Below are 18,070 nucleotides of genomic sequence, written 5' to 3'. Positions count from 1 at the left end.
GATGGCAGGAATATTCGACTTCGCTCCGGCGATCGTGCTGTTACCGTTCGTCTCGTTCCTCGTCGCCCTCGCCGTGGGCGACCGGCTACCGAAGGGCGGCGCGCTCGCCGGTATCGTGGCGACGGCAGGCTCGTTCCTCCTGTCGGTCGCGACGTTCTTCACGGTCAGTGGGGGACAGACGTACAACCAGACGATATACACGTGGGCCAGCGGGCTCGACGGGGCCGTCACGCTGACGTTCGGTCTCCTCATCGACCCGCTGTCGGCGATGATGCTCGTCATCGTGACGCTCGTCGCCACCCTGGTCCACGTGTTCAGCCTCGGTTACATGAACGACGAGGGCGAGACGGGCCTGCCGCGCTACTACGCCGGTCTCGGTCTGTTCACCGCCTCCATGCTCGGGTTCGTCGTCGCCGACAACCTGCTCATGGCGTTCATGTTCTTCGAGCTGGTGGGCCTCTGCTCGTACCTGCTCATCGGCTTCTGGTTCCGCGAACCGGGTCCGCCGTCGGCCGCGAAGAAGGCGTTCTTGGTGACGCGCTTCGGGGACTACTTCTTCCTCGTCGGCGTCGTCGCCGTCTTCGCGACGTTCGGCACCGCGGCGTTCGCCGGGTCCGAGTCGTTCCCGCACCTCGCCGAACAGGCCATCGCGGGCGAGCAGTCGGTGAACACGTTCGGGTTCGACCCGCAGACGTGGTTCACCGTCGTCGGCCTCCTGATTCTCGGCGGGGTCGTCGGGAAGTCGGCGCAGTTCCCCCTGCACACGTGGCTGCCGGACGCCATGGAGGGTCCGACGCCCGTCTCCGCGCTCATCCACGCCGCGACGATGGTCGCCGCCGGGGTGTACCTCGTCGCGCGGATGTACGGCTTCTACGCGCTCTCGCCGACGGCGCTCGCCATCATCGCCCTCATCGGGGGCTTCACGGCCCTCTTCGCGGCGACGATGGGCGTCGTCAAGCGCGAGATAAAGCAGGTGCTCGCGTACTCGACTATCTCTCAGTACGGCTACATGATGCTGGGGCTGGGCGGCGGCGGCTACGTCGCCGCGACGTTCCACTTGATGACGCACGCGTTCTTCAAGGCGCTCCTGTTCCTCGGCGCGGGGTCGGTCATCATCGCGATGCACCACAACGAGAACATGTGGGAGATGGGCGGGCTGAAAGACAAGATGCCCGTCACCTACTACACGTTCCTCTCGGGGTCGCTCGCGCTCGCGGGCATCGTCCCGTTCGCCGGCTTCTGGTCGAAGGACGAGGTGCTGTACGAGACGCTCATCCACGGCCTCGGCGGGAGTCCGGTGCTCCTCGTCGCGTACGCGATGGGTCTCCTCGCGGTGTTCTTCACCGGCTTCTACACCTTCCGGATGGTGCTTCTCACGTTCCACGGCGAACCGCGCTCGCAGACGGCGCGTGACCCGCACGGCGTCCACTGGAACGTCAAGGGACCGCTCGTCGTCCTCGGCGTCCTCGCCGCGACGACGGGTCTCGTCAACATGGTGCCCGTCCAGAAGCTCCTCGGAATCGAGGGTATCGACTTCCTCCACCAGTGGCTCGACGGCGGCTTCGAGGGACTCACCGCCCACCACTACGGTGACCTGATTCCGTACAGTTCCGCCTACATCGGCGGCGGCGAGGCGGCGACGGTGGCCATCGGGGCCGCCGTCTCGCTCGGACTCGCCCTGGCCGGGGCGGGGCTCGCGTACTTCCTGTACAACGACGACGACCCGACCGAGCACACCGACAAACTCGGCGGCGTCAAGACCGTCCTGTACAACAACTACTACCAGGACGAGTCCCAGGTCTGGCTGGCCACCGGCCTCGTCCAGCCGTTCTCGCGCGGCGCGGACAAGTTCGACCAAGGCGTCGTCGACGGCGTCGTCAACGGCGTCTCCAGCGTCAGCCTGTTCTCGGGTAACCGCGTCCGACGCATCCAGTCGGGCGTCGTGAGCAACTACGCCGCGCTCCTCACGTTGGGGCTGACGGCGCTGATTCTCGGCTTCGGCCTCCTCGGAGGGTGGTTCTGATGTTGATAGAAGGTCTCATCGCCGTCGCGTTCGTCGCCGCTCTGGTCGTGTTCGTCTCGCCGGACGAGTACGCCGGTCGGCTGGCGGCCGCGCTCAGTCTCGTCCCCATCGCGGGGTCGCTCTACATGTGGTCACAGTTCGACGCGACCGGAAACGCCCTGCTCGGCGGCTCCGTCGCGTTCGAGACGGACTTCGTCTGGCTCACGCTGGGCGGGTTGGACGTCCACTGGCTCGTCGGGATGGACGGCATCAGCATGCCGCTCGTCGTCCTGACGACCATCCTCACGACGCTGGCCATCGTCAGCGCGTGGACGCCCATCGACACGCGTCAGTCGCAGTTCTACGGACTGATGCTGTTCATGGAGGCGAACCTCCTCGGCGTCTTCACGGCGCTGGACTTCTTCCTGTGGTTCGTCTTCTGGGAGGCCGTGCTGGTCCCGATGTACTTCCTCATCGGCATCTGGGGCGGCCCGCGGCGCAAGTACGCGGCGATAAAGTTCTTCGTCTACACGAACATCGCCTCCCTGGCGATGTTCATCGGCTTCATCGCCCTCGTGTTCGGTCTCGGCGACTCCGTGTCGTCGATGCGCCTGCCCGAGATAGCGACGGCGCTCAGGGGCGGAGAGTTGGGAGGCTTCGCCGGCTTGGACGCCGGCGCGCTGAAACTGGCGGCGTTCGTCGCGATGTTCGTCGGCTTCGCGGTGAAGGTGCCCGTCGTCCCCCTGCACACGTGGCTGCCCGACGCTCACGTCGAGGCGCCCACGCCGGCCTCCGTGATGCTGGCGGGCGTCCTCCTGAAGATGGGGACCTACGCCCTGCTGCGGTTCAACTTCACGATGATGCCCGACGTGGCGCAGGCGCTCGTCGTGCCCATCGCGCTCATCGCCGTCATCAGCGTTATCTACGGCGCTGTGCTGGCGCTGGCTCAGCAGGACCTCAAGCGCATCGTCGCCTACTCGTCGGTGTCGTCGATGGGCTACGTCATCCTCGGACTCGTGGCGTACACGACGTACGGCGTCGGCGGCGCGACGTTCCAGATGGTGGCGCACGGCCTCATCTCCGGTCTGATGTTCATGACCGTCGGCGTCATCTACAACACGACGCACACGCGGATGGTCGGCGACATGTCCGGCATTGCGGACCGGATGCCCGTCACCTCGGGCATCTTCGTTGCGGGCGCGTTCGGCTACATGGGACTGCCCCTGATGGCCGGCTTCGCCGGGGAGTTCTTCATCTTCCAGGGCGCGTTCGCCTCGACGGTCCACTCCGCGATGCCGCTGTTCACGGCGGCCGCGATGTTCGGTATCGTCATCGTCGCCGGCTACCTGCTGCTCGCGATGCAGCGAACGCTGTTCGGGCCGTTCCGCTTCGACGGCGACTACGAGGTGACCGAGGCGGCGTTCCACGACGTGGCGCCGCTGGCGGTGCTCCTCTTCCTCGTCATCGTGCTCGGGGTGGCACCGGACCTGTTCTTCCAGATGATTCAACAAGCGGTTAACCCGATTCTCCAGACCGGAGGTGGGCTCTGATGTCCGCGCTGCTCGCGCTTCAGAGTTCGCCGCTCCCGGACTGGATGGCCGTCTCGCCCGCGCTCATCCTCGCGCTGACGGGGCTGCTACTCCTGGCTATCGACAGCATCGACCCCACCTCCTCGAACAGCCCCGTCCTGGCCGGCATCTCGACGGCCGGGTCGCTGTTCGCGTTCGCCGTCGCCGGCTGGTTCCTGCTCGAGGGGACCGGACAGGCGGCGACCGGGGGTGCGATATCGCTGTACGGCGACGCCCTCGTCGTCGACGGGATGAGCCTGTTCTTCACGCTCATCTTCACCGTCGTCGCCGCGATGGTCTCTATCGCCTCGATGGACTACGCCGCGGAACAGCGCCATCAGGGGGAGCTGTACACCCTCGTGCTGTTCGCTACGTCCGGCATGGTGCTCATGTCGATGTCGAACTCGCTGGCGACAGCGTTCGTCAGCCTCGAACTCGCCTCCCTGCCCTCGTACGCCCTCGTGGGGTATCTGAAGAGCAACAAGGGAAGCGTCGAGGCGGCGCTGAAGTACTTCCTCATCGGCGCGCTCTCCTCGGCGGTGTTCGCGTTCGGTATCAGCCTCGTCTACGCCGTCACGGGGTCGCTGCTGCTCCCCGACATCGCGAGCGCCGTCTCGGGGGCCACCGGCATGACCGGTGTCCTCGGGATGGGGGTACTGATGATTCTCGGCGGCTTCGCGTTCAAGACCGCCTCCGTTCCGTTCCACTTCTGGGCGCCGGAGGCCTACGAGGGTGCGCCCGCGCCCATCTCGGCGTTCCTCTCGTCGGCCTCGAAGGCCGCCGGGTTCGCCGTCGCGTTCCGCGTGTTCGTCGAGGCGTTCCCCCTCGGGGGACTGCCCCCGGGCGTCGACTGGGTGCTCGCGTTCCAGGTGCTCGCCGTCGTCACGATGACGCTCGGCAACTTCGCCGCGGCGACGCAGGAGAACGTCAAGCGGATGCTCGCGTACTCCTCTATCGGTCACGCGGGCTATGCGCTCATCGGCCTCGCGGCCCTCTCGGCCGGCGGGCCGAACGCGAACGTGCTCGGCGCCTCGATGGCGCACCTGATGGTGTACGGCTTCATGAACACCGGTGCGTTCCTGTTCATCGCCCTGGCCGAACACTGGGGCGTCGGCCGGACCTTCGAGGACTACAACGGCCTCGGCGCGAAGGCGCCGATGGCCTCCGTCGCCATGAGCGTCTTCATGTTCAGCCTGGCTGGACTGCCGCCGTTCGGCGGCTTCTTCTCGAAGTACGCCCTGTTCTACTCGGCCATCGAGGCCGGGTTCTGGTGGCTCGCGGCCGTCGGCGCGATAAACAGCGCGCTGTCCCTGTTCTACTACAGCCGCGTCGTGAAGGCGCTGTGGATAGAGGACGACACGTCGTCGCTCGAACTGGGCTCGAAACCGGTCGGCCTCTACACGGCCGTCATCTTCGCGGCCGTCGGGACGCTACTCCTGCTCCCGGCGTTCCGCCCGGTCATCGAGACGGCGCAAACCGTCGCCGCCGCGCTGTTCTGAGCGCGGGGCGACGGAGAAAATTCGGCTCCGAATCTCGGTTCTCGTTTTCGCTCTCGTCCGCTCGTTCCCGGACCGCGACGACTTACACCGCCTCGACCTGTTCGACGAGAATCTCTCTGAGCGCGCTCGCAACCTCCTCGGAGGTGCGCTCCGTTATCTCGTCGGTCGTGACGAACACCCCGTGCTCGCCGCGGGTGACAACCGTCATGTATCCGTTCTCGAACGCGCGGATGGTGTACTCGTAGTCGCCGAGTTCCGACCCTCGGTAGGCGCGGGTGGCCCGGAAGTCGTCCGTCTCGTGTTCGACGAACCCCGCCAGGTCGGCGTCCGAGTCGAGGTCCGAACGGAGGTAGACCTGCTGGAACGCCGAGGGCGTGAAGTAGGTGATGCTCCTGAGGTTGTCTCCCACGGCGGTTCGACACGCTGCGCTGATCGACTCCGAGAGGTCGGACGCGACGAGATCAGGGTCGGCTTCCATGACGTGAGTTACCACACGACCGTCGGGCATAATTCCATCGCCCCCCTGCGCCGGGGTCGAGGACGGTAGGGTTTTGCCGGGCGAGGCCGACTCCGAACACATGCAACGGCGGTTGGTTCTCGGATGCGGGCCGGTCGCGGAGCGGGCCGTCGAGCGGTTGGCCGAGTGGCCGGGGTCGCTGACGGTGCTCTCCCGGCGGAGCGGCGTCGTCGACTCCTTCCGCGAGGACGGCGTCGCCGCCGAGCGCTGCGCCCCGGACGACGAGACGGCGTACCCCGACGACGCCGACGTGGTGTTCGTCGCGGCCGACGACGCGGCGGTGAACCTCGACGCCGCCCGCACCGCCCGCGAGCGCTTCCCCGACGCCCACCTCCTCGCGTACGTCGGCAGCGACGCCGACCCCGACACCCGCGAGGCCCTGACGGAACTGGCCGACCGCATCGTCGACGCCCGGACGACGCTCGTCGACCGCCTCACCGAACTCACGGCGGACGACGCCGCCGAGCGCCTCCACCGACTGTACCGCGTCCTCAAGAGCATCGACGGCACCCTGGCCGTCGTCACGCACGACAACCCCGACCCCGACGCCATCGCCAGCGCACTCGCCTTGGTCCGCATCGCCGAGAGCGTCGGCGTCGACGCCGAGGCCTGCTACTTCGGCGCCATCTCCCACCAGGAGAACCGCGCGCTGGTGAACCTCCTCGAAATCGAACTCGTGAACCTCGAACGCGGCGACGACATCTCCGAGTACGGCGGCGTCGCCCTCGTCGACCACTCCCGTCCGGGGGTGAACGACGGCCTCCCCGAGGAGACGGAGGTGGACGTCGTCGTCGACCACCACCCGCCGCGCGCGCCCGTCGAGGCGCGCTTCCTCGACCTGCGGCGCGAACTCGGGGCGACGAGCACGCTCGCCACCGACTACCTCCGCCGCCTCGGTATCGAACCGGGCGCGACGGTGGCGACGGCGCTGCTGTTCGGCATCCGCGTCGACACCCGCGACTTCACGCGCGAGGTGTCGGTGCCGGACTTCGAGGCGGCCGCGTGGCTGGTCCCCCACGCGGACCTCTCCGTCCTCCAGCGCGTGGAGTCCCCGAGCATGAGCGCGGAGGTGATGGACACGCTCGCGCGGGCCATCCGCAACCGTGACGTGCGCGGGGAGGCCCTCGCCACCAACGTCGGCGAGATACGCGACCGGGACGCCCTCGCGCAGGCGGCCGACCGCCTCCTCGACATGGAGCACGTCCGCCTCACGGTCGTCTACGGGTTCAAGGACGGCACCGTCTACGTCTCCGGACGCGCGCGCGGGACGGACGTCGACCTCGGCGAGACGCTGCGGGAGGCGCTCGGCCCCATCGGCAGCGCCGGCGGTCACGCCGACATGGCGGGCGCGCAGATTCCGCTCGGCATCCTCGCGGACGTGGGCGAGGACTCCCGCGAGTCGCTCTCGCGCGTCGTCAACGACGTCATCTCCGGGCGGGTGTTCGAGACGCTGGAGGACGCGACCCGGACGCTCGGCGTGAGCGAGGACGGTACCGACCTCACCTTCGAGTTCCCCATGGACGAGTGGTGAGCGCTCTCGCGGCCGACCGACCGGCGGAGCGACCGGCGGGAGCGACGCCGTGTCCGCGTCCGTGCGACTCGGGGGCACGCTTTTGGCGGCGCCGCGCCTACCGACGACGATGAGCGGGAAGGCGGCCGTCGACGAGTACATGACACGAGAGGTACAGACGGTGTCCCCCACCGACTCCGTCGCAGACGTTGCCCGACGCATCGCCGAGAGCGACGGGCACAACGGGTTTCCGGTGTGCGACGGTCGGAAGGTCGAGGGGTTCGTCACCGCCAGAGACCTCCTCCTCGCCGACGACGAGGCGCCCATCTTCACCGTGATGTCCGAGGACATCATCGTCGCGCACCCCGACATGGACGTCAACGACGCCGCGCGCGTCATCCTCCGCTCGGGCATCCAGAAACTCCCCGTCGTCGACGACGCGGGCAACCTCGTCGGCATCATCTCCAACACCGACGTCATCCGCTCGCAGATAGAGCGCGCGACGCCCGAGAAGGTCGGAAAGCTGATGCGGACGCTCGAACAGATTCACGGCATCACCGTCCACGAGGAGCGACACTCGGTCGAACTCGCCGACCTCATCCCCACGCAGGGGCGCGTCTACGCAGACGAACTCGACGGCCGGAAGTACGAACTCGAACGCGGCCTCGCGGAACCCCTCGTCGTCATCGACAACGACGGCACCCTCCTCCTCGCCGACGGCCACCACCGCGTGATGGCCGCGAACCGACTGGACGTCGAGGAGATGGACGCCTACGTCATCGTCGTCGACGACCCCATCGAACTCGGGATGCAACAGACCGCCGAGAAGGAGGGGCTCTCCTCCATCGACGACATCGACGTGGTCGACTACGGTCGACATCCGCTGGTCGAGTCGACTCAACGGCTCCAGCGGGAGTGACGCCGACGGTCCGACGGCGACCGCTCACCCCGTCTCTGTTCTCCGCCCACCCGGCGGTAGGAACCGCCTACTCCGCCACGTCGTGTTCCTCGCGCCACGCGGCGACGAGTTCGCGCGCCTCGTCCTCCCCGTCGACTCGCTCCCGCCGGTAGTCGCGCCCGTCCTCGGCCTGATGGAGGCGGTCCAGTCGGACCGTCCACGTGTCGTCGGGGCGCCGTCGAAGCCGGATGGTCGCGTTGCCGTCGCTGCGCTCCCACTCGGTGATGCGGTCGTCCGCGCGGACTTCCTGCCAACTCATGGGCTCCCCTCGGCGCCGGCCGCACCTGTCTCTTGCCCTCCGCGGCGACGGCGTTCGGACGGACGCGGCGCCGACCGCGCGGACTCAATCGAGCGCTTCGGTGCCCGTCTCCGTCGCGCCGGCGCCGACCAGCGGACCGGTTCGGGCGCCGCACCCCGGACACTCGGGGTAACCCAGCGAGTCGTAGCCGACCGCGTCGGCCCGTTCGACGGTACCGCACGCCCCGCAGTCGAAGTACGAGATCCACTCGAATACCATACTGTTCACTTTCGAGATACAGTCATTGTTACGAACCACTTACCCGCCCGAACCACGGGCTTAACGACCTGTTCGACGGGGCGGACCGCACGTTCGCCCCGGCGTGTCACCGCACCGCCGGTCCGCCAGTGCCAGCGCCGCCGCCGTCTTCCCCGTCCGCGTCGCCGTCTGTCGCCCGCGTCGCGCCCACGAGGTCCAGTCCCTCGTCGACGCGTCCGAGCAGGAACAGCGAGTAGTACCGGAAGAACGTGACTACGGGAACGAGGAGCACCGCCGACGCCGCGGCCACGGCGAGGAGGTAGCACGCGCCGACGAGGGCGAGGAGCGCCCACGCGAGGAGCGGCAGCGCCCCCGGTCCCGACGCGGAGAACGCGAACAGGACGGCGCCGCCGAGCACCGCGAACGGGAGCGCCACGAGGACGGCGAGAAAGAGCGCCCCCGCGGCGACCAGCGCACCGACGAGGGCGCCCAGCGTGAGGCGGGCGAGGAGGTAGAGCGCGAACTCCTCCCACTCGGCGCGCATCGTCGGAAGCACGCGGCGCCAGCCGTCGAGAACGCCGCAGTCCTCCGCGAGCATCGTCGGGACGACGAAGTCCGTCGAGAGGCGCAGGACGAGGGCGACGAGGAACGCGACGCCGACGCCGACGAGGAGGACCGGAAGGAGGGCGAGGAGCAGTCCCGGCCCGACGGCGACGCCGCCGAGGACGACGAGGGCGGCGGGGACGCCGACGACCAGAAGCGCGAGCAGTCCGACGCACGCCTCGAAGGCCCACAGTCGGAGCCCGTTCCCGAACTGCGCGCGGAACGGCGCTCGGATGCGAACCGGGGGGTCGACCAGCCCCGTCACGAACACGAACTCAAGCGCCGCGGAGACGAGCCAGAACGCGAGTGCGAGGGCGAGGAGCGCGGCGACGACGGCCGCGACGCCGAACGCGAGGGTTCCGACGTCCGGGAGCGTCTCCGGAGTCGGGAGGGGTAGTTCGCCGAACGGGAACTCGACGGACGCCCCCGGAAGCCCCGGCGTCACCGCGCCGCCGGCGTTGACGTTGACCGAGGCGCTGCTGGCGCCGGCGCCGACGAAGACGGCGAGGAGGGCGAGGCGGAGCCACGTCCCGAGGTCGAACGGGAGGAGGAGGTCGGCCGTCGACGCGCGGGCGTCGTCCAAGGCGTCTATCGCGTGCCACGACATACGCGTCGCTGAGTCGCGCGAGCGGATAAAACGGCCGGCGGCGCCGCGGTCCGAGTCGGCCACTCGGCCCGGCGGCCGCTATCCGGAGCTTCTTGTGGCGAGACGCGGAACGCTCGCGCATGACGACCACCCCGTTCGAGCGTCGCACGCGCGACGCGCAGGCCGCACTCCGCGAGGCGGGCGCCGAGGCCCTCGTCTGCTTTCCCAGTCCGAACCTGTTCTACCTCTCGGGCTTCTCGGAGGAACCGGGCGAGCGCCACCTGTTCTTTCTCGTCCCCGCCGAGGGCGACCCGGCGTTCCTCGTCCCCGACCTGTACGAGACGCAGGTGCGCGCGGCGACGTGGGCCGACGACGTGCGCACGTGGGCGGACGGCGAGGACCCCGCCGCAGCCACCGAGGCGGCCGTCTCGGCGCTCGGACTCCCGGATGAGCCGCGACTCCTCGTCGACGACACCATGTGGGCGCGGTTCACGCAGGACCTCCGCGCGGTGCTGCCGGAGGCGACGTTCGGACTGGCCAGCGAGGTGCTCGCCCCCCTCCGCGTCCGCAAGGACGAGGCGGAACTCGACGCCCTGCGGCGGGCGGGCGCGGCGGCCGACGCCGCGATGGACCGCGTGCGCGAACTCGGCGCCGACGCCGTCGGCATGACCGAGTCCGAACTGGCCGCCGACGTCGAGGCGTCCCTCGCCGACGCCGGCGGCGACGGCACCTCGTTCGAGACGGTGGTCGGCGCGGGCGAGAACGGCGCGATGCCGCACTACCGCCACGGCGACCGGGAGATTCGGGCGGGCGACCCCGTCGTCCTCGACTTCGGGACGCGCGTCGACGGCTACCCGAGCGACCAGACGCGGACCGTCGTCTTCGACGGCGACCCCTCGGCGGAGTTCCGCGAGGTGCACGAGGTGGTCCACGAGGCGCAGGCGGCCGCCGTCGACGCCGTCGAACCCGGCGTCGCGGCGGAAGCGGTCGACCGCGCGGCGCGCGAGGTCATCGAGGCGGCGGGGTACGGCGAGCGGTTCGTCCACCGGACGGGCCACGGCGTCGGTCTGGAGGTCCACGAGGAACCGTACGTCGTCGCCGGCAACGACCGGGAACTCGAATCGGGCATGGTGTTCAGCGTCGAACCCGGCGTCTACCTGCCCGACCGATTCGGCGTCCGAATCGAGGACCTCGTCGCCGTCACCGAGGAGGGATGCGAGCGACTGAACGACAGCGACCGCGGCTGGGAGTGCTGAGGACAGACGCTCGGATTCCCGCGTTCCACCCGCTCACGCCGTCGCCTCCGACCCCTCGTCGGCCTCCGTCGCGCGCGGGAGCGTCACGCGGACCCGCGTCCCCGTCGCGTCGGAGTCGAACGTCACCCGGCCGCCGGACTGGTTGACGAGCCACGTCACCAACCAGAGGCCGTACCCGCTGGCGTGGCGAAGCGGCGTCTCGCCGCCGGCGCGGATGGCGTCCAGTTCGTGTTCGGGGATGCCCGGCCCGTCGTCTTCGACCGTGACGACGGCGTTCGCGTCCAGTTCGACGGCGACTCGGACCGTCGGGTCGCCGTCGCAGTGCCGAATCGCGTTCTCGACGAGGTTGTCGAAGACGGACTCCACGAGCGGCGTCGCCACGACGGGGACGGCGTCGGGGCCGTCGTAGACGACCGTCGAACCCGGGGAGTCCGTCTCGGCGCGGTCGACCAGTTCGCGGAGCATCGGTCCGACGTCGACGCGCTCGCGGGGGTGGCTGCCGCTGTCGAGGGCGCGTTCGACGTCTCGGACCTTGTTCGCCGTGTCGAGCATCTCCTCGACCCGTTCGACGACCTTCCTCGCGGCCGCCCGCCGGTCGGTCTCGTCGCCGTGTTCGTCGGCGACGAGCGACGCGTAGCCGGAGACGACGTTGAGGTCGTTCCGCAGGTCGTGTCGGAGCATGCGGTTCATGACGCTCAGTCGCTGTTCGCGCCGGCGGCGGGCGGTCACGTCCCGGAGCGTTATCACCTCGCCGACGATGCGCCCCGTCACCGAGGAGAACGAGGAGACGCGCACGTCGTAGATGGCGTCGCACCACTCCGGGGCGTACTCGAAGGACCGCTCGCCGGCGTCGAGTCGCGCGGCCAGCGTCGCGGCCACGGCGTCGAGTCGCCGGCCGGTGACGGCGTCGGCGGGTTCGCCCAGCGCCGCCGCGGCGGCCGGGTTGATATCGGATATCTCGTCGTCGACGACGACGACCACGCCGTCCCGCAGGTCGTCGATGACGTGGTCGCGCACCGCCTCCCGCGCGGCGGGGAGCGCGTCGAACAGGTCGAACTCCAGCAGTGCGAGGGCGAACAGGCCGCCCGAGACGGTGAACGCCATCGGCGTCGGGTCCAATCCGGGCGGGAACAGACCGAAGAAGTAGACGACGTTCGTGACCCACGTGACGGCCAGCGCGCCCAACAGGAGGGCGCTCTGCTGTCGGTACGTCCGCGATGACAGCGTCGCGCGGGCGATGAGCGCCGTTCCAGCCGTCAACAGCAGATAACAGAACACGAAGAAGACGACGAAGAGGGGACCGCGGTCCACCACGAGGTGGACGTTCCCGGCGACCACCTCCGTCCGCACGTCGGTCCAGACGAGCGTCGTCGCCGGGTAGGCCAGCGCCGCGGCGACGACGGCGACGGGGAGCGTAGCGAGCGACACCCAGACGCGCGCGTCGCGCGTCAACCGGTCGGTGAACGCCGCCGCGAACGCGAGCCACGAGACGGACGTCGCGCCGACGAACCCGTACAGCAGCGCGGAGAACGTCATCTTCCGGGAGATGGGGACGCTCGAAATCTCCAGCAGCGAGACCAGCGCCCACCCCGAGAGCGCGACGTGCAGCGCCGACAGTTCGGTCGCCCCCGGTCGCCGTCGCCGCCGCGCTAAGCCGACTCCGACCGCGAACGCGACGACGGCGGAGAGCGCAAGCGGGAGACTGTACGGGGTGACCTGCCACGCCATCTACAGTGACGTTCTGTGGGGCTCACTTATACCTTGACGACTATTTCTCGGTCTTCGGACGGACGACGCGCCGATACCCGTTTGTCCGCGCGGCGCCGATTAGGGTCGATGGTCACGCGCGAACAGCGGGTGGTGTTGGTCGGCGTCGTCCTCGCGGTGCCCGCGGCGTATCTCGTCTACGCGCTCACCGGGTCGGTCCCGCTGGCGGGGGCGACGCTGCTCGGTCTGGGGTTCGTCATTCCCTCGGGGATAAACGGCTCCCGACGCGGCGAGAGTGGCGACGGCGACGAGAACGACGAGAGCGACGAGAACGAGAACGACGAAGAGCGGTAGCCGAGGACGCGGGCGGAGCGGAGAGCCTACTCCCCGTCGGCGTCGCCGCCGTCGGCCGGACCGACCAGCGAGTCCACGTCGGTGTGCTCGAACAGCAGGTCGCGCATCGTCGAGACCGTCCGCTCGTCGCGGGTGCGCCCGGAGTGGACGACGTCCTCCGCGCGGTCGACGACCGACAGCGTGTCGCCGTTGACGAGCATCACGGGGACGCCCTTCTCCTCGGCCTTGCCGAGGACGGCCGACGGCGGCCGGTGACCGCCGGTGAGGATGATGGTCTTCACGCCCGGCGCCTCGAGGGCGGCCGTGATTATCTCCGAGCGGTCGCCGCCGGTGATGACCGCGGCGTCCTTCGTCCGGCGGAAGTACCGGAGCGCGGAGTCGCCGCCCATCGCGCCGACGAGGAACCGCTCGACGTACGCCCCCTCGTCGCCGCGCGTCACCACGTCCGCGCCGAGTTCGTCCGCGAGGTCCGAGACGGTGACGCCGGCGAGTTCCTGTTCGCGCGGGACGACGCCGAGGACGGGGACGCCCCGGCCTTCGAGGAACGGGACGACCTCCTGTTCGAGTTCGTCGAAGACGGCGTCGGTGACGCCGTTGAACAGCACGCCCGCGAGTCGGTCGCCGAACTGCTCGGCGGCGACGAGCAGGTCGTCGAGGTCCGAGGGCTTCGTGTAGTCGGCGACGAGGAGGACGCCCGCGTCGAGTCGGTCGGCCACGTCGACGTCGGTCATGTCGACGATGCCGCCGGTCGACCAGACGCCGCCGCCCTCGACGAGCATCAGGTCCGTGCCCTCGGCGAGTTGCTCGAAGTTCTCCTCGACGATTTCGCCGAGTTCGTCGCCGTCCTCGCGTCCGCGGATGGCGCCGTCGACGAACGTGGGCGAGTAGACGATGGGCTCCATCTGGTGCATCTCGGCGTCGAGGCCGAGCACCTCGCGGGCCAGCATCGGGTCCTCGTCGAGCGTCTTCCCGACGTTCGACTGCAGGCGCGTGCCCTTCGGTTTCATGTACCCGACGGAACTCCCGCGCTCCTGTGCGAGTTTGCCGAGCGCGAGGGTGATGGCCGTCTTGCCGGTGCTTTCGTGGGTCGAGGTGACGAGTAGCGTGTTCATGGGTCAGAGTTGGTCGGGGTCGACCGTCAATCGCACGTCGACGGCTTTCACGCCGTCGGGCGTGGCGACGAGGGGGTTGATGTCCAGTTCGAGGATGGCCGGGAAGTCCGTGACGAGTTGCGAGAGGCGCTGAATCGTCTCCGTAACGCCGTCGACGTCGACGGGGTCGCGGCCGCGCGCGCCGCGGAGAAGCGGCGCGGAGTCTATCTCTTCGGTCATCTCCCGCGCCTCGGACTCGGCGACGGGCGCGACGCGGAACGTCGTGTCTTCGAGCACTTCGACGAAGATGCCGCCGAGGCCGAACATGAGCAGGGGGCCGAACTGCGGGTCCTTGTTCATGCCGACGATGGTCTCGACGCCGCTGTCGAGGTCCACCATCTCCTGCACCTGGACGCCGATGATGTTGGCGTCCGGTTGGTAGTTGCGCGCGCGGGTGACGAGGTCCTCGTAGGCGTCGAACACCTCCTCGTTCGGGACACCGACTTTGACGCCGCCGATGTCGGATTTGTGGAGGATGTCGGGGCTGACTATCTTCATCACCACGTCGCCCTCGACGTCCTCGGCGACGGTGAGGGCGTCCTCCGGCGCGTCGACGATGTCGCCCTGCGGCGTCTCGATGCCGTAGGCGTCGAGGAGGTCCATCGCCTCGACGCCGAGGCGGGTGTCCTCGCGGCCCTCGACGTCCGAGAGTATCTCGCGGGGGCGTTCCTCGTCAACGTCGAACGCCGTCGGTTCGTCGTACTCGCGTTCGGAGATGTCGCGGAAGCGCGAGAGGGCGTCGAGTCCGCCGACGGCGCGGGCGGGGTCGAAGTAGTTCGGGATGCCCGCCTCGGTGAGCACCTCGGCGGCCGGTTTCACGCGCTCGCCGCCCATGAAGCAGGCCGCGACCGGTTTGTCGTGTTTCTCCTGTAACTCCACAGTGTCGGCGGCCAGTTCGTCGTAGTCGAGGACGGCCGTCGGACACGAGAGGACGATGGCCGACCCGACGTTCTCGTCGGCCAGCGCCACGTCCAACGCGTTCCGGAAGCGCTCGTTGTCGGCGTCGCCGACGATGTCGACGGGGTTGTAGATGTTGCCCTCCTCGGGGAGTTTCTCGGAGAACTCGTCGAGCGTCTCGTCGGTGAACGACGCCATCGACAGGCGGGAGTCGCCGACGGCGTCCGTCGTCATCACGCCGGGACCGCCCGCGTTCGTGATGACGGCCACGTCGTCGCCCTCGGGGAGCGGTTGGCTCTCCAGCACGCGCGCGGCGTCGAACAGTTCCTGCACCGACTCCGCGCGGATGACGCCCGCCTGTTCCAGTCCGGCCTCGTAGGCCTGGTCGGACCCGGCGATTGTGCCGGTGTGGCTGGACGCCGCCTGCGCGCCGGCGTCGGTCCGCCCGGACTTCACGAGGACGATGGGCGTGTCTTGGGTCACCTCGCGCGCGGTGTCGATGAACTCACGCCCCTCGGAGATGCCTTCGAGGTAGCCGATGATGACGCTCGTGTTCTCGTCGTCGCCCCAGGCGTCGATGAAGTCCGCCTCGTCGAGGACGGCCTTGTTGCCGAGCGAGACGACGTCCTTGAAGCCGATTCCCTGGTCGTTCGCCCAGTCCAACACGGCGGTGATGAACGCGCCCGACTGGCTCATGAACGACATCTCGCCGGCCGTCGCGTTCTCGGGGCCGAACGTGGCGTTCATCCCCGTCGGCGTGGACATGACGCCGAGGCTGTTCGGGCCGACGAGGTTGAGGTCGTACGCCTCGGCCACCTCGGTCAGTTCCTGCTCGCGCGAGGCGCCCTCGCTGCCCGTCTCGCCGAACCCGGCCGTGATGACCACCACGTTCCGGATGCCGGCCTCGCCGGCCTCGCGCACGGCGTCCACCGCGATGTGCGGGGGGACGACCACGATAGCGAGGTCCGCGTCGGATTCGCCGACGCCGGCCACCGCCGGAACGCCGAACACCTCGTCGTACTTCGGGTTCACGGGGACGACGTCCCCGTCGAAGTCCTCGATGAGGTTCTCCATGATGGCGCGACCGACGGAGCCCTCGCGCTCTGTCGCGCCGACGACGGCGACGCGCCGCGGCACGAACAATTCGGATAACTCTCCCATCGCTCGGAAGTAGACGCCCTTTCCGTTTAAATCCGGGTATGTGGGGTTTTACATGACCCGTGAGCGCAGTTCTCGCTCACGATTTTTCGTTCGCCGGCGGATCGCTACCCGACTGTTGGATTGTGCGCCGAAGTGAGCCCCCCGCTCACACCGTCTCGTCCGGCCCGTACCGCTCCCGGGTCTCGGCGGCCGCCTCGGCGTATCTCTCGCGTTCCTCGGGGTCGTCGACGCTCCCGAGGTGGTCGGCGTCCGTGTCGACGGCGGCCGTCGTGTCGCGGACGTCGGAGAAACTGGTGAGAGAGCGCTCCTTCCGGAGGTACTGCGACCCGTCGGGCGTCGCGTACACGAGGATGATGATGTTCTGCTCGTCGTCGGAGTAGGTGCGCTCGACCAACCAGACGCGTGTGGTCTCTCCGTCCCCCCCTCTCTCCCCGTCGCCGGGCGTCGAACTCATGGTCGCCTTTCGCCGTCTCGACACAAAGCTCGTGCGACGGTTCCGCACATCAGAGAACACCGAATCCGAACTGCGGGAGGCCGAACACGGCCGTCCACGTGTAGTGGAGGACCACGCCGACGACGAGGGCCGGAACCGTCGTGTAGATGCTGGCGACGACGGCGGCCGTCTTGTCGATGGCGATGAGGGGGAACAGCGCGTCGCCGTCCTGGCTGATGGCGTTCGCCGTGAGCGCCGAGAACGGTATCGCGCCCTCGGCGTACGCCGTCGAGAGGATGATCTGCGGCCCGCACCCGGGGATGAGGCCGACCGCCGCGCCCGCGACGGGGGCGAGGACGCCCGCGGCGGCCGCCAGACCGGCGATGTCGGCGCCGGTGAAGAGCATGGCGTACTCGTAGAGGAGGTAGGCGGCGATGACCCAGACGGTGACGAACGACGTCTCCATCGCGGCGTGCGTCAGCGTCTCGTAGGTGCTGCCGAACGTGTCGCGGGCGCGGCCCACGTCGCCGTGGCCGACGTACTTCCGGCCGACGAAGTAGAGGTAGACGGAGAGGGTCGTCCCCGCGATGCCCGCGACGGTGAACAGGCCGGCGAACGAGAGGCCGGCGACCATCGGAACGTCCGGCGCGCCGCGGAGCAGGTAGAGGACGCCCGCGCCGAGGCCGACGGCGGCGGCGGCCCACCACGCGACGAGGGCGGCGAGGCTCACGGAGCGCATCAGGGGGGAATCGCGGACGGGGCCGTCGTGGTCGTGACCGAACCTCTCGGCGTCGCACGCGCCCTCCACGTCGCCCGCGGCCGCGTCGTCGTAGTGGTGGACCTTGTTGCCCGTCACCGGAGCGGCGACGCCGCCGTCGGTGGCCATCGTGCTGAGGCTTCTGACCGCGCGGTCGACGCGTCCGACGCCGAGTCCGAAGTTGTCGACGGCGTACCCGAACAGAATCGCCGTCGCGAACGCGATGCCGTAGGAGTACAGCGCCGCCTCCGGCGCCAAGGCGAGGATGACGAACGCCGCGTCGCCCGCCGTGGCGATGAGCGTCGCCACCACGGTGCCGAACGAGACGGACCCGCGGACGTACAGCGGCATCATCACGATGGCCCCGCCGCACCCCGGCGTGAGGCCCATCAGCGCGCCGACCAACGGGCCGGCCCGGCGGTTCTCCTCTAGCTTCTTCACGAGGCGGCCGTCGGTGCGGTACTGGACGTAACTGAACAGGAGAACGGTCACGGCGACGAACGCGCTGACCTGCACGAACCCGTCGCGGACAGACCCGAGGAAGATATCGGCGACTTCAGACATCGTCGCCCTCCGAGACGCGGCTCCGCCTCGCGGCGAAACCGAATATGTGAT

The 18,070-nt window shown here is 69.2% G+C and carries 16 protein-coding genes; 7 read left to right on the top strand and 9 right to left on the bottom strand.

Annotated elements, in window-relative coordinates; translation table 11 throughout:
- The first annotated feature begins 1 nt into the window (after nt 1).
- From nuoL to NDI79_RS03330, 3 genes are read left to right on the top strand one after another with little or no spacing between them, the layout of a single operon-like run.
- On the top strand, nt 2–2,023 hold the full coding sequence (gene nuoL / locus NDI79_RS03340; protein ID WP_310927024.1) for an NADH-quinone oxidoreductase subunit L: 2,022 nt from the start codon (nt 2–4) through the stop codon (nt 2,021–2,023).
- Complete coding sequence (locus NDI79_RS03335) at nt 2,023–3,552, top strand: complex I subunit 4 family protein (protein ID WP_310927023.1); 1,530 nt, start codon at nt 2,023–2,025, stop codon at nt 3,550–3,552. Before nuoL ends, NDI79_RS03335 begins: the two co-directional genes overlap by 1 nt.
- An 8-nt stretch (nt 3,553–3,560) precedes the next feature.
- The gene (locus tag NDI79_RS03330) at nt 3,561–5,069 is read left to right on the top strand and encodes an NADH-quinone oxidoreductase subunit N (protein ID WP_310927624.1); all 1,509 of its coding nucleotides are present in this window, start codon (nt 3,561–3,563) and stop codon (nt 5,067–5,069) included.
- A gap of 82 nt (nt 5,070–5,151) precedes the next feature.
- On the opposite strand, the gene NDI79_RS03325 is transcribed toward NDI79_RS03330, so the two are convergent.
- The gene (locus tag NDI79_RS03325; protein WP_310927022.1) at nt 5,152–5,547 is read right to left on the bottom strand and encodes a DUF7522 family protein; all 396 of its coding nucleotides are present in this window, start codon (nt 5,545–5,547) and stop codon (nt 5,152–5,154) included.
- A 100-nt stretch (nt 5,548–5,647) separates the two neighbouring features.
- On the opposite strand from NDI79_RS03325, the gene NDI79_RS03320 reads away from it, so the two are divergent.
- Both NDI79_RS03320 and NDI79_RS03315 read left to right on the top strand, forming a co-directional pair.
- A complete protein-coding gene (locus NDI79_RS03320) occupies nt 5,648–7,117 on the top strand; it encodes a DHHA1 domain-containing protein (protein WP_310927021.1) in 1,470 nt (489 codons plus the stop codon).
- 109 nt (nt 7,118–7,226) lie between these two features.
- Nucleotides 7,227–8,015, top strand: a complete 789-nt coding sequence (locus NDI79_RS03315) for a CBS domain-containing protein (RefSeq protein WP_310927020.1) — start codon at nt 7,227–7,229, stop codon at nt 8,013–8,015.
- Between the two features lie 67 nt (nt 8,016–8,082).
- On the opposite strand, the gene NDI79_RS03310 is transcribed toward NDI79_RS03315, so the two are convergent.
- The 3 genes from NDI79_RS03310 to NDI79_RS03300 form a co-directional block, all read right to left on the bottom strand.
- Nucleotides 8,083–8,313: a DUF7543 family protein gene (locus NDI79_RS03310; protein WP_310927019.1), complete on the bottom strand. Its 231-nt coding sequence runs from the start codon at nt 8,311–8,313 to the stop codon at nt 8,083–8,085.
- Between the two features lie 84 nt (nt 8,314–8,397).
- The gene (locus NDI79_RS03305; protein WP_310927018.1) at nt 8,398–8,571 is read right to left on the bottom strand and encodes a hypothetical protein; all 174 of its coding nucleotides are present in this window, start codon (nt 8,569–8,571) and stop codon (nt 8,398–8,400) included.
- A 106-nt stretch (nt 8,572–8,677) separates the two neighbouring features.
- Nucleotides 8,678–9,760, bottom strand: a complete 1,083-nt coding sequence (locus NDI79_RS03300) for a DUF7544 domain-containing protein (protein ID WP_310927017.1) — start codon at nt 9,758–9,760, stop codon at nt 8,678–8,680.
- Between the two features lie 119 nt (nt 9,761–9,879).
- On the opposite strand from NDI79_RS03300, the gene NDI79_RS03295 reads away from it, so the two are divergent.
- Nucleotides 9,880–10,995 (top strand): M24 family metallopeptidase, encoded by a 1,116-nt coding sequence (locus NDI79_RS03295; RefSeq protein WP_310927016.1) that lies wholly within the window; start codon nt 9,880–9,882, stop codon nt 10,993–10,995.
- Between the two features lie 33 nt (nt 10,996–11,028).
- On the opposite strand, the gene NDI79_RS03290 is transcribed toward NDI79_RS03295, so the two are convergent.
- Nucleotides 11,029–12,723: a sensor histidine kinase gene (locus NDI79_RS03290; RefSeq protein ID WP_310927015.1), complete on the bottom strand. Its 1,695-nt coding sequence runs from the start codon at nt 12,721–12,723 to the stop codon at nt 11,029–11,031.
- A gap of 108 nt (nt 12,724–12,831) precedes the next feature.
- Here NDI79_RS03290 and NDI79_RS03285 point away from each other — a divergent pair, with 108 nt between their 5' ends.
- Nucleotides 12,832–13,056: a DUF7987 family protein gene (locus NDI79_RS03285; RefSeq protein ID WP_310927014.1), complete on the top strand. Its 225-nt coding sequence runs from the start codon at nt 12,832–12,834 to the stop codon at nt 13,054–13,056.
- A gap of 26 nt (nt 13,057–13,082) precedes the next feature.
- Here the strand turns inward: NDI79_RS03285 and NDI79_RS03280 are convergent, their stop codons facing one another.
- The 4 genes from NDI79_RS03280 to NDI79_RS03265 form a co-directional block, all read right to left on the bottom strand.
- The gene (locus NDI79_RS03280; protein WP_310927013.1) at nt 13,083–14,168 is read right to left on the bottom strand and encodes a phosphotransacetylase family protein; all 1,086 of its coding nucleotides are present in this window, start codon (nt 14,166–14,168) and stop codon (nt 13,083–13,085) included.
- A 3-nt stretch (nt 14,169–14,171) separates the two neighbouring features.
- On the bottom strand, nt 14,172–16,265 hold the full coding sequence (locus tag NDI79_RS03275) for an acetate--CoA ligase family protein (protein WP_310927012.1): 2,094 nt from the start codon (nt 16,263–16,265) through the stop codon (nt 14,172–14,174).
- Between the two features lie 145 nt (nt 16,266–16,410).
- Nucleotides 16,411–16,719: a DUF7967 family protein gene (locus NDI79_RS03270; RefSeq protein ID WP_310927011.1), complete on the bottom strand. Its 309-nt coding sequence runs from the start codon at nt 16,717–16,719 to the stop codon at nt 16,411–16,413.
- Nucleotides 16,720–16,768: 49 nt separating this feature from the next.
- A complete protein-coding gene (locus tag NDI79_RS03265; protein ID WP_310927010.1) occupies nt 16,769–18,019 on the bottom strand; it encodes a putative manganese transporter in 1,251 nt (416 codons plus the stop codon).
- Nucleotides 18,020–18,070: the final 51 nt, after the last annotated feature.

Origin of the sequence: Halogeometricum sp. S3BR5-2, from assembly GCF_031624635.1 — an archaeon.
Classification (GTDB): Archaea; Halobacteriota; Halobacteria; order Halobacteriales; family Haloferacaceae; genus Halogeometricum; species Halogeometricum luteum.
The sequence above is the reverse complement of the archived record's forward strand: the minus strand, read 5'-3'. Positions and strand labels throughout refer to the sequence as shown.